This window comes from Pelosinus baikalensis, from assembly GCF_020819555.1.
GTDB classification, from domain to species: domain Bacteria; phylum Bacillota; class Negativicutes; order DSM-13327; family DSM-13327; genus Pelosinus; species Pelosinus baikalensis.
This window is the reverse complement of sequence record NZ_JAJHJB010000021.1, coordinates 1-23357: the sequence shown is the minus strand read 5'-3', so window position 1 is coordinate 23357 and position 23357 is coordinate 1. Positions and strand designations below refer to the sequence as shown.

Here is a 23357-nt window from a genome sequence, read left to right as displayed (position 1 = left end):
GCTAACAAAATCATTACTGAGGCAGGCAGTTATTTTCAGATGAATTATTAAAAGAAATTCGGGAAGCGTTTTACTATGTGGAAGATGATCCCACTATTGGTAAAAGACTTTTCTTTGATAATGCAGGAGGTTCATTCAGACTCAAAAAAGCAGTAGAACAATTTTCAAAAATTGATGCGATTCCAGATTGCCCAGAGCGCAATCACAAGATGGCATTATATTTACAAAAAGTACAAGAAGACGGGACAAATGACGTAAGAACTATTTTTAATGTAAAAGGCGGCAGCGTTTTTGCTTCACTTACAGCCTCACAAGCCATGTTTGATATGGTTCGAGCTGTTGCGGAAAATATAAGTGGCAGCAATATTGTAACAACGGTACTGGAACATCCTTCGGCCTATGATCCAGTCGAATATTATGCGAAACTGACAGGCAAAGAATTCCGGGTAGCAAAAAGCAATCCTGTAACGGCTGGCGTAGATGTAGAGGAAGTTGTCAAATTAGTAGATAAAGATACTTGTCTTTTGAGTGTTATGTATGCTTCAAATATCTCGGGCGCTATCTTCGACATTGAAAATATAGTAAAAAAGGCCCGTGAAATTAAGCCGGATTTATATATTATTGTAGATGCAGTACAGCATGCACCTCATGATGTAATCAATCTGCAAAAAATCCCCGTTGACGGGATTAATTTTGCTCCGTACAAATTTTTTGGGTGCAGAGGTTCAGGAATTGCCTGGTTATCTGATAGAGCAGCTGCGCTTCCTCATCATAAGTTAATTGCCAAACCAGCTGGAGACTGGGAGCTTGGCAGCCCTGCACCAGCGCAATTTGCCGTAGTCACTGAAATAGTAAATTATGTATGTTGGATTGGCAGCAAATTTATTGACAGCAGTGACCGTCGTGAATTGTTTGCTCACGGCATGTCCCGCATTGCTTTGCAAGAAAGAGCATTAATGTCCAGAATGCTTAATGGAACTGATAAAATCCCAGGTCTAAGAAATATAAAAGGAGTTAAAATATTTCTGGATTATGAAGACTTTACCAAGAAAGATTTTATCATTGCCATGGGTATCGAGAATCTGGGATACAACAAACGGTGAGAGAGTATGAAAAGAGAGGGGTCATCGTATATGAAAGAGTAAACACCAGCCCTTATTCAAAGCGAATGCTTGAATCATTCAGTATGGACGGTGCCATCAGAGTCTCACCACTTCATTGCCATACCATAGATAATATTGATACATTTTTAAAGGCTACAAAGGAACTTGTCGATTCTGTTAAAGCTCGCCGGGATATCTAGGAATGCTGGCGTGGGCAGCGGTTTTTCCAACTCCATCATTAGCAAAGGGAGTGTGAAATATGGAAAAAGAGGGGCTTTTACAGTTTTGGATGGAAGCGTTGCCGTTTATCAAGCAAGCTCAGCCTTATGACTCAGTTAATTTTATTGCTTGTGCGGTGCCAATATATGATAAGCAGGATGAAATTTGTGGCGCAATAGTTTTTACCGAATCGGTCGAGCGATATGACACCATGAAAGTGCTAGCAAGGAATTTATCAGCCGGCATAGGTGATCTAGCTAGTACTAGCCGACATGGCTCATCAGGTCAATACATTAGCTGCCGAATTAGAAGTAACGGCTTGAAATCTCTGACTTAATGGGGGGCAGATATCGCGCTGCATTCAAGCTGCTTTTAAAAAACAATGAAAACCGGGTGGGCTTAACACTCGCAGGAGTAGATGCCCTGAGTAAAGCTGGACATAACGTGCTGGTGGAAGAAAACCCAGGGATATGCGTATATGTATCCCGGTATGAATAAAGTGTCACAAGCAGCTGGGCGTGTAATTCGTTCTGAAGACGATAAAGGCGTAGTACTTTTGATTGATTCAAGCATTTTGGGATAAGTAAGGATTCACACTTCGAATAAAGAGGTACAGGTCTAGGCAAGGGGATGTTCTGTTGCTTTTCAATAAGATTATATTTAGGTTGGATGAGCTTGACAATTCGCCAATCAAATAAATTATAAATATTATAGATGGATGGGAAAACACTCTTTAAACGAGTGTTTTTTTATATAATGGATGGTTATCACTAATTAGAATGAATATTATTATGATCTATTTGGGCAAATGAAGTGCCCATTGGGCATCCGGATTGCTGCTGCAACTCTGGAGTAATAATAAGTTCTTGATACTATAAAAAAACTGTTTGACAAGAACATACTTATAAAGTACGATTTGGATATATCGTACACGAAATATTAGCATAGAAAATATTTGTAGACGAAACATATAGAAAGGCGGTAAAAATGGAAAACTTACATGATGGCGCACAAATTACAAAACTTTTTCAGGAAGTAATGCACCTTTTCAGAAAAAGGATGAGTAAAGTTTTTGAAGATATAGGTATGACTGCACCTCAAAGCATGGTTTGTGTTATCTTAAGTAAAGAAAAAGAACTTAAGATAACAGAATTAGGTACGAGGCTTAGTTTATCTAATAGTACGGTATCAGGGATTGTCGACAGGCTTGAGAAGCAGGGAATGGTAGAAAGAAAAAGAAGTGAAAAAGATAAAAGAGTCGTTTATGTCAGTATAACTCCTGCTTTTACGGAAATGCACCAGAAATTTCATAAATGGCTAGAGGAAAATATTGAACAAACAATGAACAAAGGCACTCCCGAAGAACTTGCTAAAATATTTGTGGGCTTAGATGCTTTAAAGAAACTTCTAGGCAACCGAGAAGAATGAATGAGCTCACTTATATCATTTAAGATTGGAGAGCGAAGTAAATGCTTAAATTGTATAGATTCCTAAAACCATATACAACATATATAGCTGTTATTATCATATTATTGTGTGTGCAGGTGCTTTCAGATCTCTATTTACCCACCTTAATGGCAGATATTGTTGACAATGGCTTAGCGAATAAGGATGTTGATTATATTCTTCATCTTGGCCGTTTTATGTTACTTATTGCGGCAGGAGGAACTTTATGCGCAATTCTTGCAACCTATCTCTCTTCAAAAACAGCCGTTGGTTTTGGAATCATATTACGTGAAAAAATTTTTACTAAAGTGGAAGAGTTTTCTTTGCATGAGTTTGATAAATTCGGAACGGCCACACTGATTACAAGAACGACTAATGATGTGACTCAAATTCAGCAAGTATCGGTTTTGATCTTTAGTATGATGATTACTGCGCCTTTAACTTGTATTGGTGGAGTGATCATGGCTCTGCAGCAGGATAAAGAGTTAGCCTGGGTACTTGTAGTTACAATTCCTATCCTGTTCACTGTCATTGGTATTACTTTGAAAAGAGGTTTGCCATTATTTAAGGTTATGCAGAAAAAAATAGATAAATTAAATCTTGTGCTACGAGAAAAGATTACGGGCATTAGAGTGGTACGTGCTTTTAATCGTATTGAAAAAGAAAGAGTGCGCTTTGATGATGCCAATGCAGACCTTATGGATAACGCAGTTAAGGTCAATATAATCATGGCTGTACTAATGCCGGCAATGATGCTGATTATGAATTTAACAACGGTAGCAATTATTTGGTTTGGTGCGATTCGAATAGAGGATGGAACCATGCAGATTGGATCACTGTTAGCATTTATTCAATACGCTACTCAAATATTATTCTCATTACTCATGCTTGTCATGTTATTTATTATGGTACCACGTGCACAAGTTTCGGCAGTAAGAATCAACGAAGTGCTTGCAACGAATCTTGACATCGTTGATCCTGAAAAAATAGAACTAGCCAGTAGTGAAAGAGGTTTTGTAGAATTTAAGAAAGTTTCCTTTCGGTACCCTGGCGCAGATCAACCAGCGCTGAGCAATATAACCTTTAGCGTAAAACCAGGAGAATTGACTGCAATTATTGGAGGTACTGGTTCAGGGAAATCCACGTTGGTTAACTTAATTACACGTTTTTACGATGTTGAAAGCGGTAGTATTTTGGTTGATGGTGTTGATGTTCGTGCAATGAGCCAGCAAGCACTTCGTGCTAAGATTGGTTTTGTCCCTCAGAAAACAGTACTTTTTTCAGGTACCATTGCTGAAAATATAAAATACGGAAAAGAAAATGCGACGATGGAAGAAATTGAACATGCAGCTCATGTTGCACAAGCAACAGAGTTTATCTTAGGGGTAGAAGCAGGCTTTGATCATGAGATTGCCCAAGGAGGAACTAATGTTTCTGGGGGACAAAAGCAACGACTCTCAATTGCCCGTGCTTTAATTAGAAAAGCGGAGATCTATATTTTTGATGATAGTTTTTCCGCACTTGATTTTAAAACAGATGCAAGGTTACGTGCAGCACTCAAACCTGAAATTGCGGATGCTACGGTTTTTATTATTGCGCAAAGTATTTCAACAGTTAAGGATGCTGATCGAATTATCGTCTTAGATGCAGGACAGATATCTGGCATTGGCACACATAAAGAATTGATCGATACCTGTAAGGTATATGGAGAAATTGTAGCTTCACAGCTTTACGAGGAGGAATTAGCATGAGTGAAGAACGTAATGCTGATAAATCCAAAAAAGGTTTTGGTTCAGGGGGCCCAATGGGATCCCTGGGTAAACCGGTAGAAAAAGCAAAGAATTTCAAGGGGACATTTTTCAGGCTGCTTGGATATTTAAAGCCTCAGAGAATTAAATTTAGTATCGTGTTTATCGCTGCCATTTTAAGCACAATATTTAGTATTATTGGCCCCAAGATCATGGGCCGGGCGATAACGAAAATAGCAGAAGGCTTTGAGGCCAAAATGATAGCTTTAAAGATGCATCAGCCTATTCCAACTATGGAGTTCACGTATATTGGTCAGATCGTATTCATTCTGTTAGGGTTATATCTTATTAGTGGGGCATTTAGTTATCTGCAACAATATATTATGGCTGGAGTTGCCCAAAAAACAGTTTATAATATGCGTAAAGAAGTGGATGAGAAGCTTTCACGCTTGCCGCTTAAGTTTTTTGATGGAAGAACACATGGGGAAATATTGAGCCTAGTTACCAACGATCTAGATAATATCTCAACGACTCTACAGCAAAGTCTTACTCAACTCATTACTTCCATTGTGACAATTGGCGGTATTATAGTTATGATGCTTTCCATAAGTCTCTTATTAACATTGATTGTTATTCTGACGTTGCCTCTCTATATTGCAGTAACCATGATGATTGCCAAACGCTCTCAATCACACTTTGCTGCTCAACAAAAATCATTAGGGGAACTTAATGGGCATGTTGAAGAAATGTATACGGGGCATAAAATAGTTAAGGCTTTTGGCCGTGAGAAGGAATCCACCGAAACCTTTAATTCTATTAATGCTAAACTCTATACTGCTGGCTATAAAGCACAGTTTATTTCGGGAATAATCATGCCTTTAATGAGATTTGTCAGCAATCTAGGATATATTATTATTAGTGTTGTTGGTGCTCTATTTGCAATGAAGGGTATCATTACAATTGGTGATATTCTGGCATTTATTCAATATTCAAGACAATTAACCATGCCAATCGTGCAAACTGCCAATATAGTGAATATTATTCAATCAACGGTGGCATCTGCTGAGCGCGTCTTTGAACTGCTCGATGAGGAGGATGAAGTACCAGATAGTGCTGATGCTAAGGTGATAGCCTTCCCTAAGGGAGAAGTAAAATTTGAAAACGTAGATTTCAGCTATCAGGAAGAGGTACCCCTTCTAAAGGCCATCAATATTGATGTCAAACAGGGACATACAATCGCCATCGTTGGGCCAACCGGTGCGGGTAAGACAACACTGGTTAATTTACTGATGCGCTTCTATGAAATAAATTATGGTAGAATAAGGATAGACGGAGTAGATATCCGAGATATAGAGCGTGGTGCACTGCGTAGTATGTTCGGGATGGTGCTTCAAGATACCTGGCTCTTTAACGGTACTATAATGGAGAATATCGCTTACGGTCGTGAAGGTGCGACAGAGGAAGAGGTTATACAAGCAACGAGAGCTGCTCATGCCCATCACTTCATTAAAACACTTCCTGATGGCTATAATACAATCATAAATGAGGAAGCTTCGAATATCTCCCAGGGACAAAAACAGCTTCTGACGATTGCTCGTGCAATCCTGGCAGATCCTACAATCTTGATTCTTGACGAAGCTACAAGTAGTGTTGATTCAAGAACTGAGGTTTACATTCAAAGAGCGATGACTGAACTTATGCATGGAAGAACTAGCTTTGTTATTGCCCATAGACTGTCTACGATTAGAGAGGCCGAATTGATACTGGTTATGAACAAAGGCAGTATTATTGAAATGGGTAACCATAAGGAGCTTCTTGCTCAGAACTGTTTCTATGCAGATCTGTATAACAGTCAGTTTGTAGGATAAAAATAGGGCCATTGAATTAACAACGCTATGAATTATCAATTGTCGATTATCTCAAAAGTAGGGAGTACATCACCTTGCATTTTTTGAGGGTAACAAGGTCAATGGGAGACGACTCTAAATTCAAATCTTGAATTTAGAGTCGTCTTTTTTTTGAGATTGGAGCGTCATATCATATTTTGATCGTTCAACAATATCAACGTCAGATAAGTCAAAAATAGTTTTTAACAATAAATATTTGAACACACGAATAGGGCTGATGGCATTGCGCCCATTATCTAGACAAATTTTATTGATCAGTTAATTATAAACAAAAGAAAAATCAATTAACTCGTTAATTTTTCGCAAAAGGTTATCCTTGGGAAAGACCAGATCATAAATAGCCATATATGGACTTAAACACAATCTCTGTTGCCGTTCAATCACAGTATCCACCTATTTAATTTTGATCGGTCTTTTTGGGAGTTGAATTGATAAACAAGGCTAAAGATATCGTAGCTTGATCTTAAACTTTAATCTAATTCTAATCTTTGTCTAATGAGAGTGTAATGTTCCAAGGGTATTATAAAGCATCAATCAAAATGAGGAGTGAAAAGTCGTTTAAAGAATAAATAGAAAAGATAAAAGTGGCGCTTCTATAGGCCATATAGTTTTAGTCGGCAAACTATTAGGGTTTCTAATATTTTAAAAAAGGATGATGCTATTGTCTACTAACAAGCTTTTATGGATAACAGTTATGGCAACATTTCTGATAAAGTCTTTGCTGGCGTATGTGATTCCGTTCACTGGTGATGAGGCCTTATTCTATACATGGGGAACGTTTCCGGATATCGGCTTTTATGATCATCCGCCAATGATTGGCTGGCTGCTTGCTCTAATTATGAAATTTAGCGCAAGTCCGTATGCCCTCCGCCTCCCACCGCTTATGTTCCCGTATATTGTTAGTGCTGTTATTTATAGTCTGTTAAAAGTTCTCGATAAAAATCTCGCTCGCTGGGCGGTAATCTTATTTTTAGTATCACCGTTCAATATGATGAATATATTAGTTACCACCGATACGCCGCTTTGTTTGTTTGTTTCACTGTCGGCGGTCTGCTTTTATCACGGTCTGCACCGTAATAATCTGCTGTACTTAATTTTAGCAGGGATTTTCCTCGGGGGCGCTTTTTTATCAAAATATTTTTCAGTCTTACTTCTCATTGCCTATGGCTTCTATGTGCTGATTTATCAGCGTAATCGCCGGGGATTTGCCGTGCTTGCCGTTGTGGTTGTTTGTACCATACCTTTTGGTCTGCTGAATCTATACTACAACTACACTCATGCCTGGTCGAATATTATGTTTAATGTATTTAACCGAAATCACGATATAGGCACCTTTAAGTTTGGATATTTCTTGGCTTATCTGGGGCAATTGCTGTTTTTGCTGACGCCTGTTGTGATCTACTTCTTACTTCGTCCGGTGAAATTAACGCGGCAATTTGTGGCTGCAGAGTCACTCCGACGTTACCATTCCATTTTATGTTTTGTGCCTCTGGGCATATTTGCCCTGCTGTCTTTCACCAAATCAATTGGCATTCACTGGCCGCTGGCTTTCATACCATTTGTGTTCATTCTTACCATCTTTCGCTTTAATGAAGCAACTTTACGCAAAGCGTCGTTGTTGGTGGCGGGGTGTACGTTTGCTATAAATTTCTTAATAGCGTACATCGTGATTGAACCACCTGAAAAATTGACACAAAGCAAGACTTATCAGCAAGCGTTATTCTATCTTAAACCCCAGGCAGTAGTGGATAGCCTCAAGCCTTATACTAAGGATTATATTTTGACTACCGAAAGCTATTCTAAGTCGGTATTGCTCTATTACTATACAGGTCAATATATAAGTGTCTTTGGGCCGGGTTCGTTTCACGCCCGCCACGATGATATATACACTGATTTTCGGCAATTTGACAAAAAAAGTATAATAATTGTTTGCACCAAGCCGCCTGATAAGAATAAATACATGCCGTATTTTCAAACCGTTTCTGTTAAAGAAATAGGGTTAGATAATACAAAATTGTATTTGATCGAAGGTAACGCATTTAAGTATGAGGTTTACCAGGAACAGGTTTTACGGCCGATCAAAAATAACTATTATCAGATTCCGGCGTGGCTACCAACGCAGGGTAATTATTTTATCGACAAATATTTTCCGGAAGAATATATAACGCACTAATTTTAACATTATATGAGGTGAAGCTATGTTTATGTATGATATATGTGTGATTGGAGGATGTGGGCATGTCGGATTGCCCTTATCCATAGCGCTGGCTGAGCGTGGCAAAAAAGTAATAGTCTATGATATTAACACAGAGTCAGTAAATACCGTAAGACAAGGGAACATGCCCTTTCATGAAAAAGGTGCTGGTGAGGTGTTGCAAAAGGTACTTGCTGACAGCACGCTGAAACTTTCAGATTCGCCGAATGTAATTTCTGATAGTGAGATTGTAATTATGATTATTGGCACACCAGTGGATGAACATTTAAACCCGAAATTCCAAGTGATGATTGATTCTGTGAATCAGTGCATTCCTCATTTTCGCAATGGACAAACCTTGATTTTGCGTAGCACAGTATATCCAGGTATTAGTGAGCGGGTAAATGATTGGTTACGGGAAGCGGGATTAGCCATGAATGTTTGCTTCTGTCCAGAACGGATCTTAGAAGGTGAGGCTATGGCTGAGCTATACTCCTTGCCACAGATTATTTCGTCCTTCACACCGGAAGGCTTGCAAAAATGCCGGGATTTATTTGGCTTGCTGACGGATGAACTGGTGGAAGTGCAGCCAACCGAAGCGGAATTGGCTAAGCTGTTTACCAATGTCTGGCGGTATATTAAATTTGCTGTCGCTAATCAATTTTATATGATTGCCAATGATTATAACTTGGATTTTTACAATGTACATCATGCGGTAACACACCAGTATGACCGTGCTAAAGATTTACCGAAAGCCGGCTTTGCCGCCGGGCCTTGTTTGTTTAAAGATGCGATGCAACTGGGGGCTTTCAATAATGGTAACTTTTATCTGGGGCATTCAGCCATGCTAGTCAATGAGGGGTTACCAAATTATGTAGTGCAAAAATTAAAAGCAAAATATCTGCTAAAAAATATGACTGTAGGTATTTTGGGCATGGCATTTAAAGGCAACTCTGATGATATCCGTGAATCCTTGTCGTACAAATTGCATAAAATCTTGCAAGTCCATGCGGGCAAGGTTTTGAGTGAAGACCCTTATGTGACTGATGCTTCCTTGCTGCCCCTAGCGAAAGTCATTGAGGAAGCCGATATTTTGATTATTGCGACACCACATAAACAATATAGAGAGCTGAATGTTCCGGAAAATAAGATTATTGTCGACATCTGGAATGTGTTGGGAAGAGGAGGTCTAATATAATGAAGCTGCTTGTCACAGGTTCAGCCGGATTTATAGCCGGTTATCTGGTGGAAGAATTATCGAAACGCGGCCATTCGGTTGTAGGGATTGATAACTATAGTAAATATGGCCCTGTAGAAAAATCGTATGATCATCATCCCAATTATATTTTTGCCCAAGGCGATGTTAAGGATACTAAGCTGATGAAAGAACTAATCGCTGACTGCGATCAAGTTGTGGCAATTGCGGCGATGATTGGTGGGATCACTTATTTTCATGAATATGCCTATGATTTGCTCGCAGAAAATGAGCGAATTACTGCAGCTACCTTTGATGCTGCCATCTGGGCACATCAACATAAAAAATTACAAAAGATAAATGTCTTATCCTCTTCGATGGTGTATGAATCTACTATCGTTTACCCCAGCCCGGAAGGCGAACAATTACGATGCCCGCCGCCGCTGTCTACTTATGGGTTTCAAAAGTTGGCGTGCGAATATTTTGCTAAAGGTGCCTGGGAACAATACAAACTTCCCTATACGATAATCCGCCCATTTAATTGTGTGGGAACTGGTGAACGAAGAGCTAAAAATGAAAAAGAAATTTTTTCCGGAAATGTTAAACTAGCCATGAGCCATGTCGTTCCCGATCTGGTGCAAAAAATACTAAAGGGGCAAGATCCGCTTCATATTTTGGGTGCTGGGAACCAAATACGTCATTACACCTATGGCGGTGATTTAGCAGAGGGAATTGCGCTGTGTATTGAAAGCAAAAAAGCAGATAATGAGGACTTCAATCTGTCAACATCGGCTTCGACTACTGTATTAGAGCTGGCAGAAGCCATTTGGAACAAGGTAAATAGGGACAAGCCATTTCGCTACATATCGGATACACCATTTGTGTATGATGTGCAAAAGCGGATACCTGCAGTAGAAAAGGCGAAAAGATTGCTTGGTTTTGAGGCTAAGTCGAATTTAAGCGATATGCTTGATGAAGTCATTCCCTGGATACAAATGCAAGTTAGGGCAGGGAATATTTAAATATGTAAAGGGGCGGAATTAAGACTCCCCTACAAACAATGAAACAGAGAGGTTTTTAACATGCTTGATTTAGTTGTGCCAGTATACAATGAAGGGGCAAACATCGTAAAGCTGCTTAATCAGATAGAGATCAGTATCAAGACAGAAAAACAATTCCCTGCATAATCCTTCAAGATGTAACATTTAATTATTTTACCGCTATACGGCATATGTTGCAGTAATAGCTAAAAAAGGAGGAATCGTATGCATTCTCTGGCTATGTTTATAAGTCGGATATTTTTAATACTTCCGAATACTATTCAGTCACTGATAGCAAAATTTGTAGGATTAGCTGTCTGGGCAGCTGTATCGAGTCGCAGAAAAAGCATGATGTTCAAAAATATTCGCGAAATTTTCCACACAACTGAAAGTGAAGCTTATCAAATTGGAAAAGCAAGTATTACAAGATTCGGTGGTATGCTGGCAGACTTATTGCAATATCCACGCCTTTCAAAAGAAAATATTGCAGAAATGGTCAACTTCCAAGGACTTGAACATTTGAAGAGCGCTCTAGATTGCGGCAAAGGCGCTGTCATGGTTACAGGCCATTGCGGCAACTGGGAGCTTCTTGGCGCGGCATTGGCTTATCAAGGATTTCCTATGGTAGCCGTAACCAAGCGTCAAAGAAATCTAAGTTTCGATAGATTTATCAATGTGTTCCGCCATATACTACCTGATGTCACTGTGCTATATAAAGACAACTTACGCGATGTCATTCGCGCATTGGGTGAAAACAAAATACCTTTAATTTTTATTGACGTCGACGGGCATGACACCGGAGTTTTTGTTAAATTTTTCGACCGATGGACTTCTACTCCGCCCGGCGCAGCAGTTCTAGCGAGAATGTGTGGCTGCCCAATAGTGCCTGCATTCATCAGTCAAGCCTCAAACGGCAAACATCACATTACACTACAAGCACCTATTTGGGTAGACAATTCCGTCAATAAAGAAACGGTCATATACAATACAATGCAGCACTTGTCTTCCATATTAGAACAACATATTCGCCGCTTGCCCCACGAATGGTTTTGGCTCCAGGATCGTTGGCGTACTAAAAAAAACGAATAATGGCTTGTGAGCCATTAGTGAAAATGGACAGTAAAAAGCTTGGGAAAACGCAATAGATCGCCGGTATCCTTCCTATTTATTGGAGCTGGCAGAAGCTATTTGGGAAAAGGTGAATGGGGACAAGCCATTCCGCTACATATCGGATACACCCTTTGTTTATGATGTACAAAAACGGATACCTGCCGTAGAAAAGGCGAAAAAATTGCTTGGTTTTGAGGCTAAGTCGGATTTAAACGATATGCTTGATGAAGTCATCCCCTGGATACAAAAGCAAGTTAAGGCAGGGAATATTTAAATATGTAAAAGAGGAGTCCTTTGATCAGGACTCCCCTGCAGACAATGAAACAAGGCGGTGATAACATGCTTGATGTAGTTGTACCAGTATATAACGAGGGGGCAAATATCCAAAATTTTCTTAATCAGATAGAGAGCAGTGTCAAGACAGAAAAGCGGCTTACGATTATCTATGACTGCGAGGATGATAACACCTTACCTGTTGTGAACGAGGTACGTTTAAAGTATAACTTTCCAATTTTGCTAAAAAAGAATATCTATGGCCGCGGTGCGCTCAATGCTATAAAAACAGGTTTACATACCTTTGAAGGCAAAGTAGTGTTAGTTTTAATGGCCGATTTATCAGATAGTCTGGAAGTAGTGGATGAAATGTACGATAAAATTGTAAAAGAGGGCAATCATCTCGTTTGCGGTTCACGGTATATGGAAGGCGGGAAACAATATGGGGGACCGTTCATTAAAAAAACGTTGTCCCGCCTTGCCGGTGTAAGTCTTCACTGGGCAGTAGGGATTCCTACCCACGATATATCAAACAGTTTTAAAATGTATCATAAGGCTGTCATTGAATCTATTCAAATTGAGAGTACCGGTGGCTTTGAAATCGGCATGGAAATTACGGTAAAAGCATATTTGAATGGCTATCGAATAACTGAGGTTCCTTCTTCCTGGTATGACCGGACAGCAGGGGAATCACGTTTTCTATTGTTCAGATGGTTGCCATTCTACTTGAAATGGTATTTATTTGCACTGTGTAAAATATGGTTTAACGTAAAATATGTACAGGTCCAGCAGAATAAAGGAAAAAATGTTATCCCCAAATAGCGGACTGTATAATCAGTTTCTGCGCTATTTTTGTGTTGGCGGTATCTCTGCTCTGGTAGACTGGGGCTTGTTTTACGCTCTCCACCTAATGGTCGGGCTTCATTATATTGCTGCGGCTTCCGGCAGCTTTGTAGTATCAGTTATCGTCAATTTTTTCTTGGGAAGAGAGTTTGTCTTTAAAAATCAGTGTAAGTTCAATGCCAAAATTGAGGCATTAAGTATAGTAGCCATGAATACGACCGGATTGCTGTTTGACCTATTGATTATGTCCTTAGCTATTAAATTAGCGCATGTACATCCGGTGGCAGCCAAGATTGGAGCTACAGGCCTCGTGTTTATCTGGAATTTTTCCATACGAAGATGGTGGCTGTACCGACAGACTTTTTAATATCACCTGGTGATCAACATAAGCGGGCACTTCATAAAATGCGAATGGTCAATGTCTATGCTAGAGGTTTGAATGGAGCATTCTCGCTAGCTTATGGAAAATAAATTAAAACAAGAAAGGGCGGATGCGGATGAAAACCTTGTTGGCGCCGTAAATCTGCATAAATCTAAAGATATATGTCCTAAAGAAGCAATGCTAAATGGATATTTAAATCATAAAACAACGCTACTTAGATTTTATTGAGAATAATTTAGACATCTATATAGGTTAAACAAAAACACATTTCATACTGTAAGTTGTTTTTCGAAAGACAATGGAAGATGCAGTCTAATTGTAGTACCTTCACCTGGTATACTTATCAACTCAATGACACCATCGTGCTGCTCGGCAATATATTGTGCAATCGATAGACCGAGGCCGGTTCCACCTGTAAGCTTTGAACGAGATGTATCAACCCGGTAAAAACGGTCAAAAATCTTGGATTGGTGTTCTTGTGATATACCAATTCCAGTATCTTGAATCGTAATAGCTAAGTAAGTGCTGGTTCGGTGTGAGGCGATCGAAATGGTTCCACCGATAGGCGTATATTTGATACTATTTTCGATAAAAATTCGTAACATTTGCTTGATGGAGGCAGAATCAGCATAAATAACAGCAGTATCATTTTTAATTAAAAGTATACAGTGGTTTGGGGCGATAAGGCGAGTTTCCTGTACGATTTCTTTAATTAGATCCTTTATATCGAGGTTAGACTTGTCCAGAACCTGTTTACTTTGGTCGGCTCGTGCCAAAAAAAGTAACTTCTCAATGAGTTCATGCATATTGGCTGCTTCCGATTTTATTGCGCTGATTCCTTCCTCTAAGACAACAGGATCTTGTTTACCCCAACGGTCCAGCATATTTGCATAGCCGCTGATAACCGCGATGGGAGTACGCAGTTCATGAGAAGCATCAGCAGCAAATCTCTGCTGCTGTTCAAAGCCCATCTGAAGCCGATCTAACATATGATTGAATGTTTTTGCCAATTTGTGCAGTTCATTATTGTTATCACTAATAGGAATGCGCTTACCTAGGTCGTTAATCTCGATAGCTTTAGCAATTTCCGTTATATCGCGAATGGGTCGCAAAATATTGCGGATGATAAATAGACCTAACATGATGAGAATCAATAGTCCGAGGAAACTGCTTGCTTTCATGATATATGATAAATTCTCTAGAAAGTCATCATTTTCTGCGATTATTTTCAGAAAGTGCAATTGATATGAATGTTCATTTAGTTGTACCGATTGCTTTAGGGAATAAAAATGAGTATGGTTCACCTCGAAGTCTGGCAACACTTTTTCACTAAGTAAAGCATTCTCAAAAAGATGAATGCCTTCCTGATTTTTCATCTGAAGTTGGAGAGCGCTAAGTTTGTAGGGAGAATTGTCTAGTAGCAAGGTGTTTTGGTCGTCAAAGACCCTGAGGATAACATTGGGTACGAGAATATTTTCATTTAACATATGTTCATCCAAGGAATGACCCTCTGCTATATAACTCCTTACGTTATTGGCACTTATAGCCAGGTCGTCTCGTGCCTGAGAATACAAGATATATTGTACTCGCCAGACTGAAATTAAACTGATGATGAATAGAATGCACAATGAAATTGCGATATAGAGTATTGATAATTTAATCGAATTGGGTAAAGCAATACTCTTAATCTTTGACCACATAGCCTACTCCTCTGACCGTATGGATGTATTTTTCTTCGAACTGTTCGTCTAGTTTGCTGCGTAAATAGCGAACATAGACATCTACTACATTTGTATTTCCTGTATATTCATACCCCCAGACCTCTTGTAGAATGTGTTCGCGTTCCAACACGATGTGCTTATTGCGGATCAGATATTCGAGGAGGCCATATTCTTTTTTTGTCAATTCCACGGGCTGTCCACCGACCTGTGCTTCGTAACGGTTTGGAAATAGGATAAGATTTTTTACTATTAATTTTCCTTCGTCGGCTATTTGGCGCTTGCTCACATTTTTACGAAGTGTTGCACGGATTCGGGCCAGAAGTTCTTGAATGGCGAATGGTTTGGTTAGATAGTCATCGGCGCCAATATCTAACCCCGCTACTGTATCTTCGATTGTACTTTTGGCAGTTATCATAATGATAGGGATTTCCGATATATCTCGAACCCGACGGCAGATTTCGATACCGGTCATCTCCGGAAGCATGATGTCTAATAAGATGAGATCAAAGGTTTCTTGGATAATCCGGTCTAGAGCTCGGCGACCGTTGGTTTCAATGATTGTTGTAAAGCCTTCGTGTTCCAGTTCCATTTGCAGGAAACGGGCGATTTTCCACTCATCTTCCACTCATCTTCCACAATTAATATAGTTGTATTTTTCGTCGACATGAAAACGATCCCTCCTTAAATAATACTTCTTAATTATATAAGAACATTTTTTTGTACAGATAGGAAGAGCAAATAACTTTTTTTAATCTAATTCTAATCTTTGTCTAATGAGAATGTAATGAGATCAAAATGAGATGGGAAGAAGTCGTAGTGGATATTTTCGATCCTTCGCTTATAATAACATTGACCCTTTCTGCTGTAGATAAGAAAGTCACTGTGTCGAAGGACCTGTCCCCCTTGACATTTGAGGTTGCTTTTCACACGGTCTGACGGTTCTTTGACTCAAATAGTTAAAATTCGCCGTTAAAGATGATGCGCAAAACCGTATCACTGATAACAGCGAAGAAACTCCTGTAAGGATTCTAGCGCGAATCCGTGCAGGAGTTTTATGTTTATGGTCAATATCAAGAAGATAGATTAAGGAGAGTAAATTTCGATTATTGAGTTGACTCGCCGGAGCTGTCCCCTGTTTTATGAAATTCTATAATTAACATGTTACATGAATTAACAGTATTATAACTGCATAAATATTTAACGAGGAATACAAGCTGCAAATATTTATGCTTCATCAGTATGTATATGCATATAATGCTGACCCCATTTTTCCATGTGTTCTAAAACGGGAATGAAGCTTTTACCTGTAGGAGTTAGGCTGTATTCTACTTTTGGCGGCATTTCATTATACACTTGACGGTTTACCAAATGATCTCGCTCAAGATCCTTAAGATGTTGTGTGAGCATTTTTTGTGTCAATAGAGAATCATCAAATGCATTTTTTAGTTCACCAAAACGCATTACATTATTTTGTGCTAAGAACCAAATAATGACAGTTTCCATTTACCAGATATAAGACGTTGGGTTAATAATATTGGACAATCTTTTTCCCATTCTTTCATAAAAAGAATACCTTCCTTAAGTAATTGTAATTACAATAAATAATTGATAGTTACTTAAAGTATACCATACCACAAAAAGGTACATATTTCTAGATAGTCCACTAGATAGTATACTTAACGCGGGGGTGTTAATATGAATCAAATAAGTTTGGGGAAATCTTCATTGAAGGTCTCTCAGATAGGCCTTGGTTGTATTAATTTTGGGACTAAAGTTCATGAGGAACAAGCATTTGAGCTAATGAATGCATATGTTAGATGCGGTGGTAATTTCTTTGATACAGCTAATAACTATGCTGTTTGGAATGGTGGGGATGGTAGTGAAAGTGAAAAGACTATAGGACGGTGGTTAAAAAAAGAAGGTAACAGAGGCAATATAATACTTGCGACCAAACTCGGTGCAAAGCCAGGCAATATGAATGTTAATGATTTTACAAATATGCAAGGATTAGGTAGAAAAGTAATCCTAAAGAGTGTACAAGAATCCATAGAAAACTTGCAATCAGACTATTTAGACTTACTATATCTTCATGTGGATGATTTTAAAACGCCTCAGGAAGAAACTATGGCTACTTTATCAGAGTTAGTAGACAAAGGATTGATTAGAGCAATTGGCTGCAGCAATTTTTATACATGGCGTATAGAAAGCGCTAGAAAAATTTGTGAAAAATACAATTATCATTTTTTTAATGCAATTCAACAGCGATATAGTTATCTAACTCCAACCATTGATACGGATTTTTATCCTCAAGTTGCAGTGGATCAAGGATTGCAGAAATACATCGAGTATTATAGAGACTTGACATTGGTTGCGTATTCGCCTCTGCTTAAGGGGCAATATAATCAGCAGCAGATATTGCATGAGGGTTACGATACATTGTTTAATCAAAGAAAATTAAAGAAACTGTTAGAAGAAGAAAAGAGTCCTAATCAATGGGTTCTAAAATATATAATGCAGCAATTCGGTGGTAGTGTTGCACTGCTTACTACATCTTCAATAGAACATTTAATGGAAACTATGAATTGTTCTATCTAACATAGCAACTACCCTTAGGTTAAGGTTTGGTGAATTGCTATGGTTATAATTGCTTCTGAAGACAGTGCAAAATGGCCTCAACCCTTTGCGGGGTTGGGGCTTTGTTTTGTTATAAAAATAGTTTAATGTTAGCTCGTTCCAGTCAGTCTTATCAGTTTAGCAAGTTTCTCGGCTGTATTTTCGTCGGGAAACGGTGTATAGACGACTATTTTTAGTTCCGGCGCCGCGGGGAGTGACAGTACTGTTGGGCGCAGAACTAATCGCCCCACTTTAGGGTGATTGAATTCTTTTCGCTCCGGAGGAGTTGTTGCAATGTCATATTGCTCCCACCACTCTCGGAAAAGGGGATTGGCGCATTTTATGTTTTCAACAAATTCTATATACCATGATTCCCCAATATATTGATCGGTACCAAAGCGGAATACCGCGAGGCACCGCCTGGCAAGGGTTTCCCAGTTTAATAGCCTATCTGTCATGGCGGGATGGGTAAATAGCAGCCATACGAAGTTTTGTTCTTGAGCAGGTAGGGTTGAGAAATCTACGAATACTTCACAGGCGCTACGATTCCACGAGACAATATTCCAGCAACGGTCCAATGCATAGGCAGGACAAATACCAAAAGCATCAAGTATATCTTGTAGACCAGGGATAATGGGAGGAGTGTTTTCATTGCGTTGTGGCAGAGAGGGAGGATGATCCCGTGCCAGCAAGAATAGATGCCGACGTTCTGCCCAGTCCAGCTTGAGAACGTGGGTGATACTTTCTAGTACTTGTTCGGATACCGTGATTGGACGCCCCTGTTCTAACCAAGTATACCAAGACACGCCTACTCCTGCCAGTTGTGCGACTTCTTCCCGACGAAGTCCGAGGGTCCGCCTTCTTAATGAGACGAGGAGGTTATACTCTTTAGGGTTTAGCCGTTCACGACGGTTGCGCAGGAATTTAGCCAATTCGATTCGGCGGTTCTTTTCCACAGCTTGGTTTACCAAACAGGTAGTATTACTCATAGGATAAACTCACTCCTATTATTAGTATGATGCCTTTGAGATAATAGTATCACGAACGTTAGGCGAAAACAACTGGGGGGGATATGGGATATGAACCGACGTGAGATGTGTCTTATTTGCAAAGAACAATGCCCGGTAAACGCGGTAGTTCTTGATGATCGCAAGCGCCCATATGTTGACTCTCATAAATGTGTTGGGTGTGGTGCCTGTGAGAATGCATGTCCGCTAGATGAGGCAGCTATAAAAATAATTTCAATATAAGAATTAAAGGAGATTAATAATATGAAAACAAGAATTTTAGGGAAATTTGGTCCAATAGTATCGGCAGTTGGCTTAGGTTGTATGGGAATGAGTGAATTCTACGGTAAAAGCGAGTATGCAGAATCGCGAAAGACTCTGTTAGGGGCCCTCGAATCTGGGGTTACCTTTCTGGATACGGCTGATTGTTATGCTAACGGTCAAAATGAAGAGTTGCTGGGTGATATTCTAAAAGAATGGTGCGGTGATGTATTTGTAGCTACTAAGTTCGGCATCGTAAGAGAACCAGGGGTTTATGAACGACAAATTAGTGGACGCCCCGAATATGTCCAACAGGCGGCTGAGGCCAGTTTGCGGAGGCTGAAAAGGGACGTAATTGATTTGTATTATCTACATCGGATTGATGTAAACGTTCCAATCGAGGAGACGATCGGCGCAATGGCTAATCTGGTCCAGCAGGGCAAGGTCCGATACATTGGCATATCCGAGGCCTCGGCATCCACTATTAGAAGGGCTCACAGCGTGCACCCACTGACGGCGGTTCAGTCAGAATACTCGCTTATGACCCGCCATATTGAAAATGAAGTGCTGCCGGTTCTGCGAGAATTAGGTATCGGTTTTGTTGCATACAGTCCTCTATGTCGCGGTCTACTTACTGGGCAATTGAATCAGGCTCTATTGGAGAAGGAAAGCGATTTCAGGAAAAGCATGCCGCGCTTGCAAGGTGAAAACTTAGTCCATAACTTAAAACTTGCTGATCGGCTAGCAAAGATTGCCGAGCAAAAGGGAGTGACAGCCGCCCAGATTTCGTTGGCTTGGGTATTGGCAAAAGGTGAAGACATCGTTCCTATTCCAGGCACCAAGAGGCACAAATATCTTATGGATAATATAGAAGCAGTAACTATTGAATTAAGTGCTGAAGAAATCAGTGAAATTGAATCTGCAGTACCTATAAAAGCTGTGTTAGGAGACCGTTATACAGAAGCAGGGATGGTAGGAGTGGAAGCCTAATGAAGTATGTGGATTCTAAAATAAATGTAATCCAGTTCTATACGGAGGAGCGTCTATGGGTAACTCAATGAAGAAAATAGCTTGGGTGGGAGTTGGGCTGTTGGTAATCGTTCTATTCATCGGTTGCCAGGAAATAAAATCTTTGGAACAAGTGTTACCTAGTGAAACTGGCCAAGATCAAATAGCAGATGCTATACACACAGACACAAATACAATAGATGGATTTCGTTCGCCGACTGCGATCGCTTTTGACTCCGCAGGCACAATGTATGTGGCCAATTGGAGTGGCGGGACGGTAGAGCGAATTACCAGGAATGGTCAACGTTCAGTATTGGCCTCAATAAGTGGCTCGCCAGCGGGACTAGCCTGTGATGCAGCTGGTTTTGTCTATGTTTCGGACTACAAAGATAGCATTTATCGGGTCAGTCCGTCTGGTGATATCAGTGTTTACGCAAAAGGCCTGCATACTCCAACAGGTATTGCCTTTAACAGAAAGGGTGACTTGTTAGTGACTAACCGGAGTAGTGGGGAGATCGTCAGAGTGGAATCAGGTGGAAAGAGTAGTATTATCGCCCGGGGGCTACATACTCCGGTTGGTGTAGTTGAACATGCAGATGGAAGCTTATATGTGGCTAATTATGGGTATGGCATAACAAGGATTGTGGCTGGAGAAATTCAGACAATATCAACTGAATTTCAGTCAGCAGGCTGTGGTATTGTTGCAACAACTAGTGGGGAAATACTTGCAGTAGATGCCAGTGGTGGGACTGTAAAAAAGATAACTGCTAATGGGAGAGAAGTCACATCCATTGTGAGTGGTTTGAAAAGTCCTGTAGCACTGGCCTTCAATTCGTCCGGGCAGCTCTTTGTCGGAACGTGGGGAGATGGGAGTGTCCGTCGATTAGTCTGGTAACACGGAGAATCCTGTATTGCCAATTCACTAAGTTTTACAAGAATTTGGCAGGATATTTTTGCTTTTTATGGAATCTCATAGTTTATCATTTGTGGGTTTATTTGCATTTGGGGAACTGCCCTCTGAATTTACTATGGAAGGTGAGGTTTTAGGGACGGCTTAGATATAATTTTGTAGAAAATTATAGGAAGAAGTGAGGTAAGATGATGAACTACAATAAAACTATTTCACCGTGTTACGTCAATTAAGAAGCGGAAGAAGTTTGGAAAAAGTAATAGTTAATCTTTACGCAAAAGGTTTGGAAGAAGATGAAGCAGAAAAAATAGCCAATAAAGCCTATTGTAAATATAGGGAAGAAGAAAGTCAAAGAGAACTTCAGGAAAGCTATACAAAGCCATTAATACCTTTACCCTTTTTGAAATCAATTACTACAAAAATTATTGCATTTGTACTGTCAATGTTAGCAGGACATTTTATAAATCCTAAACTTTTGACAAAACAGGATGAAAAAAGAGTAGAGTAATCTTGATATACAATGTCCAGATAAAAGCAACTATTTTAGAATAAATGGGAGAGATATGGGGACAGACAGTCCAGCGGGGCGGTTACCCTCGTCGCCACCATATAAATCCAGATTTTATGAAGTCACGAATTTCGTGGCTTTTTTGCTTTATGTGGTTTTAGAAGGTTTGGGATAGCTTCACTAGCTAAAACCCGAATTGTCGTAATAATAGAGATAAATGGATGGTAAAACGAGTTGTTTCAAGATAAAGGAAACAGTCTTAGGGTAAAAATTCAATTGACATTATAATGTTTTAAACACTATAATGCGATTAACACATATGTATTGATTTAAAATAAAGGGGATTTTTATGAATAAATTAAATTATGGCCGTCATTTGCCGGCATTTATATTATTATTTTTAGCTAAAGAGAGTACACATGGTTCTAGGTTGCTTAGCAAAATGAATGAGTCCATGCCATATATTAAAGCAGATGGGCCTGCTATTTACCGCGCACTTTCTGAATTAGAAAAATCAGATGCTGTTGAAGCTTGCTGGGATACAGCAAATCCAGGAGCTGCAAGAAAGTGTTATACCATAACAGGACAAGGACGTAGGCTGCTTAAAGAATTTAAAAATGATATTGAGGAAAGAAAAAGAAATCTTGAATACTTTCTATCTGAGTTTGATCGATTAGATTTTTAGGAAAAGGTGGTGTGAAATGGTATCAAGTGTTTTATATTCAGTTGCCGGAATTTTATTGCTAGTTTCATTTATTAAGGACAAGAACAAAACTAAAAAAAGCATCAAAGTTGCGTGGATGTCATTTGAGAAATTGGTTCCAATTGTGCTTGCAATGATGCTTTTTATAGGAATCACCTTGGCTGTTCTTAACCAAAGTGTAATTACAACTCTGATCGGATCAGAGTCTGGTGTGTTAGGTGCAATTATAGCATTAATAATTGGGTCTATTGTATCACTTCCAAGTTTCGTGGCATTTCCTCTAGGAGGGACGTTGCTTAAAGCCGGGGCTGGCTATATGCAAGTTGCTGCATTGGTTTCAACAATCATGGCTGTTGGTATTGTCTCTTTTCCAGCAGAGATAAAATATTTTAATAAGGATATCGCTGTAAAACGAATTGTTTTATCATTTATGATTTGTATAGTATTTACTGCTGTAATAGGGATGGTGATGTAAAATGAAACTATTGAAAGTATATAAATGGGCACTACTATTTCTTTTAATACAAATAACAATCTTTTTTATAAATAATAAGATTGGTAAAAATGCATTTGATATTACACTATCAAATTTGAAGGAAATGCTTTTATTAATTCCTCCGATCTTTATTATTATGGGCCTGATGGATATCTGGGTTCCAAAGGAAACCTTGATAAGATATATGGGCCATGGATCAGGGGCAACTGGACTTCTCATAGGTTTCGTACTTGGAACTATAGCGGCAGGACCATTATATATAGCATTTCCAATGGGGGTTCTTCTCCTAAAAAAAGGAGCGAAGTTGTCCAATGTAATATTTTTTCTAGGCGTATGGTCAAGCACAAAACTTCCTATAGTAGTATTTGAAGCAGCTTCATTAGGAGTAAACTTCACATTGATTCATATAGCAATCAGTATACCTTTATATCTTCTCATGGCATTTTATATTGAGAAAACAGTCTCTAAAGAAGCTATATCATTAATTGTTGCTAATGCAGATTAAGTAAAAAATAAGTTGACTCGAAAAATAAGACTATCTTTATATAGATAAGAGTTGTAAAGAAAGTTGGGGACGGTCCTTTTTTGACAACTCTATGTTGACGAAAAGGAACATCCCGTGCGCCAAGAAGCGCATGGTGTATAGCGGGTGGGACTCCCGTCTGGAAAG

At 39.4% G+C, this 23357-nt stretch carries 26 protein-coding genes and 2 pseudogenes; 23 read left to right on the top strand and 5 right to left on the bottom strand.

Going from position 1 to position 23357, the window contains the following annotated elements; translation table 11 throughout:
* Positions 1–77 precede the first annotated feature (77 nt).
* The 7 genes and pseudogenes from LMF89_RS14925 (at position 78) to LMF89_RS14905 (ending at position 6384) form a co-directional block, all read left to right on the top strand.
* Positions 78–1103 (top strand): aminotransferase class V-fold PLP-dependent enzyme, encoded by a 1026-nt coding sequence (locus LMF89_RS14925; protein ID WP_229535792.1) that lies wholly within the window; start codon positions 78–80, stop codon positions 1101–1103.
* A 259-nt stretch (positions 1104–1362) separates the two neighbouring features.
* Positions 1363–1659 carry a hypothetical protein gene (locus LMF89_RS14920; RefSeq protein ID WP_229535791.1) on the top strand — a complete coding sequence of 99 codons (297 nt, stop codon included), beginning with the start codon at positions 1363–1365 and terminating at the stop codon, positions 1657–1659.
* Positions 1659–1793, top strand: a pseudogene (locus LMF89_RS26255) (hypothetical protein); the annotation flags it as partial. The gene LMF89_RS14920 and the pseudogene LMF89_RS26255, both read left to right, overlap by 1 nt.
* Positions 1794–1800: 7 nt before the next feature.
* Positions 1801–1905: a helicase C-terminal domain-containing protein gene (locus tag LMF89_RS26250; protein ID WP_369412612.1), complete on the top strand. Its 105-nt coding sequence runs from the start codon at positions 1801–1803 to the stop codon at positions 1903–1905.
* Positions 1906–2309: 404 nt separating this feature from the next.
* Positions 2310–2750, top strand: coding sequence for a MarR family winged helix-turn-helix transcriptional regulator (locus LMF89_RS14915; protein ID WP_229535790.1), 441 nt, complete (start codon positions 2310–2312; stop codon positions 2748–2750).
* A gap of 41 nt (positions 2751–2791) precedes the next feature.
* A complete protein-coding gene (locus tag LMF89_RS14910; RefSeq protein WP_229535789.1) occupies positions 2792–4519 on the top strand; it encodes an ABC transporter ATP-binding protein in 1728 nt (575 codons plus the stop codon).
* Complete coding sequence (locus LMF89_RS14905) at positions 4516–6384, top strand: ABC transporter ATP-binding protein (RefSeq protein ID WP_229535788.1); 1869 nt, start codon at positions 4516–4518, stop codon at positions 6382–6384. The genes LMF89_RS14910 and LMF89_RS14905 overlap by 4 nt, the downstream gene beginning before the upstream one ends.
* Before the next feature lie 156 nt (positions 6385–6540).
* On the opposite strand, the pseudogene LMF89_RS14900 reads toward LMF89_RS14905, so the two are convergent.
* A pseudogene (locus LMF89_RS14900) lies at positions 6541–6807 on the bottom strand (transposase); the annotation flags it as partial.
* 271 nt (positions 6808–7078) lie between these two features.
* Between LMF89_RS14900 and LMF89_RS14895 the strand changes: the two are divergent.
* The 8 genes from LMF89_RS14895 (at position 7079) to LMF89_RS14860 (ending at position 13688) form a co-directional block, all read left to right on the top strand.
* Positions 7079–8596, top strand: a complete 1518-nt coding sequence (locus tag LMF89_RS14895) for an ArnT family glycosyltransferase (protein WP_229535827.1) — start codon at positions 7079–7081, stop codon at positions 8594–8596.
* 25 nt (positions 8597–8621) lie between these two features.
* Positions 8622–9815, top strand: a complete 1194-nt coding sequence (locus tag LMF89_RS14890) for a nucleotide sugar dehydrogenase (protein WP_229535787.1) — start codon at positions 8622–8624, stop codon at positions 9813–9815.
* Positions 9815–10834: an NAD-dependent epimerase/dehydratase family protein gene (locus tag LMF89_RS14885; protein WP_229535786.1), complete on the top strand. Its 1020-nt coding sequence runs from the start codon at positions 9815–9817 to the stop codon at positions 10832–10834. Before LMF89_RS14890 ends, LMF89_RS14885 begins: the two co-directional genes overlap by 1 nt.
* A 243-nt stretch (positions 10835–11077) precedes the next feature.
* Entirely contained in the window at positions 11078–11941 is an 864-nt protein-coding gene (locus tag LMF89_RS14880) for a lysophospholipid acyltransferase family protein (protein WP_229535785.1), read from the top strand.
* A 109-nt stretch (positions 11942–12050) separates the two neighbouring features.
* Positions 12051–12236 (top strand): hypothetical protein, encoded by a 186-nt coding sequence (locus tag LMF89_RS14875; RefSeq protein WP_229535784.1) that lies wholly within the window; start codon positions 12051–12053, stop codon positions 12234–12236.
* A 20-nt stretch (positions 12237–12256) separates the two neighbouring features.
* Complete coding sequence (locus LMF89_RS14870; protein WP_229535783.1) at positions 12257–13057, top strand: glycosyltransferase family 2 protein; 801 nt, start codon at positions 12257–12259, stop codon at positions 13055–13057.
* Positions 13041–13445 (top strand): GtrA family protein, encoded by a 405-nt coding sequence (locus LMF89_RS14865; protein ID WP_229535782.1) that lies wholly within the window; start codon positions 13041–13043, stop codon positions 13443–13445. The genes LMF89_RS14870 and LMF89_RS14865 overlap by 17 nt, the downstream gene beginning before the upstream one ends.
* A gap of 93 nt (positions 13446–13538) precedes the next feature.
* Positions 13539–13688, top strand: coding sequence for a hypothetical protein (locus LMF89_RS14860; protein ID WP_229535781.1), 150 nt, complete (start codon positions 13539–13541; stop codon positions 13686–13688).
* 41 nt (positions 13689–13729) lie between these two features.
* Here LMF89_RS14860 and LMF89_RS14855 read toward each other — a convergent pair whose 3' ends face one another.
* The 3 genes from LMF89_RS14855 to LMF89_RS14845 all read right to left on the bottom strand — a co-directional run bounded on the left by LMF89_RS14855 (position 13730) and on the right by LMF89_RS14845 (position 16684).
* Positions 13730–15160 carry a sensor histidine kinase gene (locus LMF89_RS14855; RefSeq protein WP_229535780.1) on the bottom strand — a complete coding sequence of 477 codons (1431 nt, stop codon included), beginning with the start codon at positions 15158–15160 and terminating at the stop codon, positions 13730–13732.
* Positions 15144–15770 (bottom strand): response regulator transcription factor, encoded by a 627-nt coding sequence (locus LMF89_RS14850; RefSeq protein WP_229535826.1) that lies wholly within the window; start codon positions 15768–15770, stop codon positions 15144–15146. The genes LMF89_RS14855 and LMF89_RS14850 overlap by 17 nt, the downstream gene beginning before the upstream one ends.
* A 635-nt stretch (positions 15771–16405) precedes the next feature.
* The gene (locus tag LMF89_RS14845; protein WP_229535779.1) at positions 16406–16684 is read right to left on the bottom strand and encodes a winged helix-turn-helix transcriptional regulator; all 279 of its coding nucleotides are present in this window, start codon (positions 16682–16684) and stop codon (positions 16406–16408) included.
* Between the two features lie 192 nt (positions 16685–16876).
* Between LMF89_RS14845 and LMF89_RS14840 the strand changes: the two genes are divergently transcribed.
* On the top strand, positions 16877–17776 hold the full coding sequence (locus tag LMF89_RS14840) for an aldo/keto reductase (protein ID WP_229535778.1): 900 nt from the start codon (positions 16877–16879) through the stop codon (positions 17774–17776).
* 128 nt (positions 17777–17904) lie between these two features.
* Here the strand turns inward: LMF89_RS14840 and LMF89_RS14835 are convergent, their stop codons facing one another.
* Positions 17905–18783: a helix-turn-helix transcriptional regulator gene (locus LMF89_RS14835; protein WP_229535777.1), complete on the bottom strand. Its 879-nt coding sequence runs from the start codon at positions 18781–18783 to the stop codon at positions 17905–17907.
* A 90-nt stretch (positions 18784–18873) separates the two neighbouring features.
* On the opposite strand from LMF89_RS14835, the gene LMF89_RS14830 reads away from it, so the two are divergent.
* The 7 genes from LMF89_RS14830 to LMF89_RS14800 all read left to right on the top strand — a co-directional run bounded on the left by LMF89_RS14830 (position 18874) and on the right by LMF89_RS14800 (position 23192).
* Positions 18874–19044: a 4Fe-4S binding protein gene (locus LMF89_RS14830; protein ID WP_229535776.1), complete on the top strand. Its 171-nt coding sequence runs from the start codon at positions 18874–18876 to the stop codon at positions 19042–19044.
* Positions 19045–19065: 21 nt separating this feature from the next.
* The gene (locus tag LMF89_RS14825; RefSeq protein WP_229535775.1) at positions 19066–20052 is read left to right on the top strand and encodes an aldo/keto reductase; all 987 of its coding nucleotides are present in this window, start codon (positions 19066–19068) and stop codon (positions 20050–20052) included.
* Between the two features lie 55 nt (positions 20053–20107).
* Positions 20108–20965 (top strand): NHL repeat-containing protein, encoded by an 858-nt coding sequence (locus LMF89_RS14820; RefSeq protein WP_229535774.1) that lies wholly within the window; start codon positions 20108–20110, stop codon positions 20963–20965.
* A 262-nt stretch (positions 20966–21227) separates the two neighbouring features.
* Positions 21228–21488: a hypothetical protein gene (locus tag LMF89_RS14815; RefSeq protein WP_229535773.1), complete on the top strand. Its 261-nt coding sequence runs from the start codon at positions 21228–21230 to the stop codon at positions 21486–21488.
* Between the two features lie 349 nt (positions 21489–21837).
* Positions 21838–22173, top strand: coding sequence for a PadR family transcriptional regulator (locus LMF89_RS14810; protein WP_229535772.1), 336 nt, complete (start codon positions 21838–21840; stop codon positions 22171–22173).
* 16 nt (positions 22174–22189) lie between these two features.
* Positions 22190–22666, top strand: coding sequence for a permease (locus LMF89_RS14805; RefSeq protein ID WP_229535771.1), 477 nt, complete (start codon positions 22190–22192; stop codon positions 22664–22666).
* A gap of 1 nt (position 22667) precedes the next feature.
* Complete coding sequence (locus LMF89_RS14800; RefSeq protein ID WP_229535770.1) at positions 22668–23192, top strand: permease; 525 nt, start codon at positions 22668–22670, stop codon at positions 23190–23192.
* Positions 23193–23357 lie beyond the last annotated feature (165 nt).

Coding starts and splice junctions, on each gene's coding strand:
- LMF89_RS14920 (WP_229535791.1), top strand. CDS start 1,363: ATGGAAAAAGAGGGGCTTTTACAGTTTTGGATGGAAGCGTTGCCGTTT.
- LMF89_RS26250 (WP_369412612.1), top strand. CDS start 1,801: ATGTATCCCGGTATGAATAAAGTGTCACAAGCAGCTGGGCGTGTAATT.
- LMF89_RS14915 (WP_229535790.1), top strand. CDS start 2,310: ATGGAAAACTTACATGATGGCGCACAAATTACAAAACTTTTTCAGGAA.
- LMF89_RS14910 (WP_229535789.1), top strand. CDS start 2,792: ATGCTTAAATTGTATAGATTCCTAAAACCATATACAACATATATAGCT.
- LMF89_RS14905 (WP_229535788.1), top strand. CDS start 4,516: ATGAGTGAAGAACGTAATGCTGATAAATCCAAAAAAGGTTTTGGTTCA.
- LMF89_RS14895 (WP_229535827.1), top strand. CDS start 7,079: ATGCTATTGTCTACTAACAAGCTTTTATGGATAACAGTTATGGCAACA.
- LMF89_RS14890 (WP_229535787.1), top strand. CDS start 8,622: ATGTTTATGTATGATATATGTGTGATTGGAGGATGTGGGCATGTCGGA.
- LMF89_RS14885 (WP_229535786.1), top strand. CDS start 9,815: ATGAAGCTGCTTGTCACAGGTTCAGCCGGATTTATAGCCGGTTATCTG.
- LMF89_RS14880 (WP_229535785.1), top strand. CDS start 11,078: ATGCATTCTCTGGCTATGTTTATAAGTCGGATATTTTTAATACTTCCG.
- LMF89_RS14865 (WP_229535782.1), top strand. CDS start 13,041: ATGTTATCCCCAAATAGCGGACTGTATAATCAGTTTCTGCGCTATTTT.
- LMF89_RS14860 (WP_229535781.1), top strand. CDS start 13,539: ATGGAAAATAAATTAAAACAAGAAAGGGCGGATGCGGATGAAAACCTT.
- LMF89_RS14855 (WP_229535780.1), bottom strand. CDS start 15,160: ATGTGGTCAAAGATTAAGAGTATTGCTTTACCCAATTCGATTAAATTA.
- LMF89_RS14850 (WP_229535826.1), bottom strand. CDS start 15,770: ATGGAACTGGAACACGAAGGCTTTACAACAATCATTGAAACCAACGGT.
- LMF89_RS14845 (WP_229535779.1), bottom strand. CDS start 16,684: ATGGAAACTGTCATTATTTGGTTCTTAGCACAAAATAATGTAATGCGT.
- LMF89_RS14840 (WP_229535778.1), top strand. CDS start 16,877: ATGAATCAAATAAGTTTGGGGAAATCTTCATTGAAGGTCTCTCAGATA.
- LMF89_RS14835 (WP_229535777.1), bottom strand. CDS start 18,783: ATGAGTAATACTACCTGTTTGGTAAACCAAGCTGTGGAAAAGAACCGC.
- LMF89_RS14830 (WP_229535776.1), top strand. CDS start 18,874: ATGAACCGACGTGAGATGTGTCTTATTTGCAAAGAACAATGCCCGGTA.
- LMF89_RS14825 (WP_229535775.1), top strand. CDS start 19,066: ATGAAAACAAGAATTTTAGGGAAATTTGGTCCAATAGTATCGGCAGTT.
- LMF89_RS14820 (WP_229535774.1), top strand. CDS start 20,108: ATGGGTAACTCAATGAAGAAAATAGCTTGGGTGGGAGTTGGGCTGTTG.
- LMF89_RS14810 (WP_229535772.1), top strand. CDS start 21,838: ATGAATAAATTAAATTATGGCCGTCATTTGCCGGCATTTATATTATTA.
- LMF89_RS14805 (WP_229535771.1), top strand. CDS start 22,190: ATGGTATCAAGTGTTTTATATTCAGTTGCCGGAATTTTATTGCTAGTT.
- LMF89_RS14800 (WP_229535770.1), top strand. CDS start 22,668: ATGAAACTATTGAAAGTATATAAATGGGCACTACTATTTCTTTTAATA.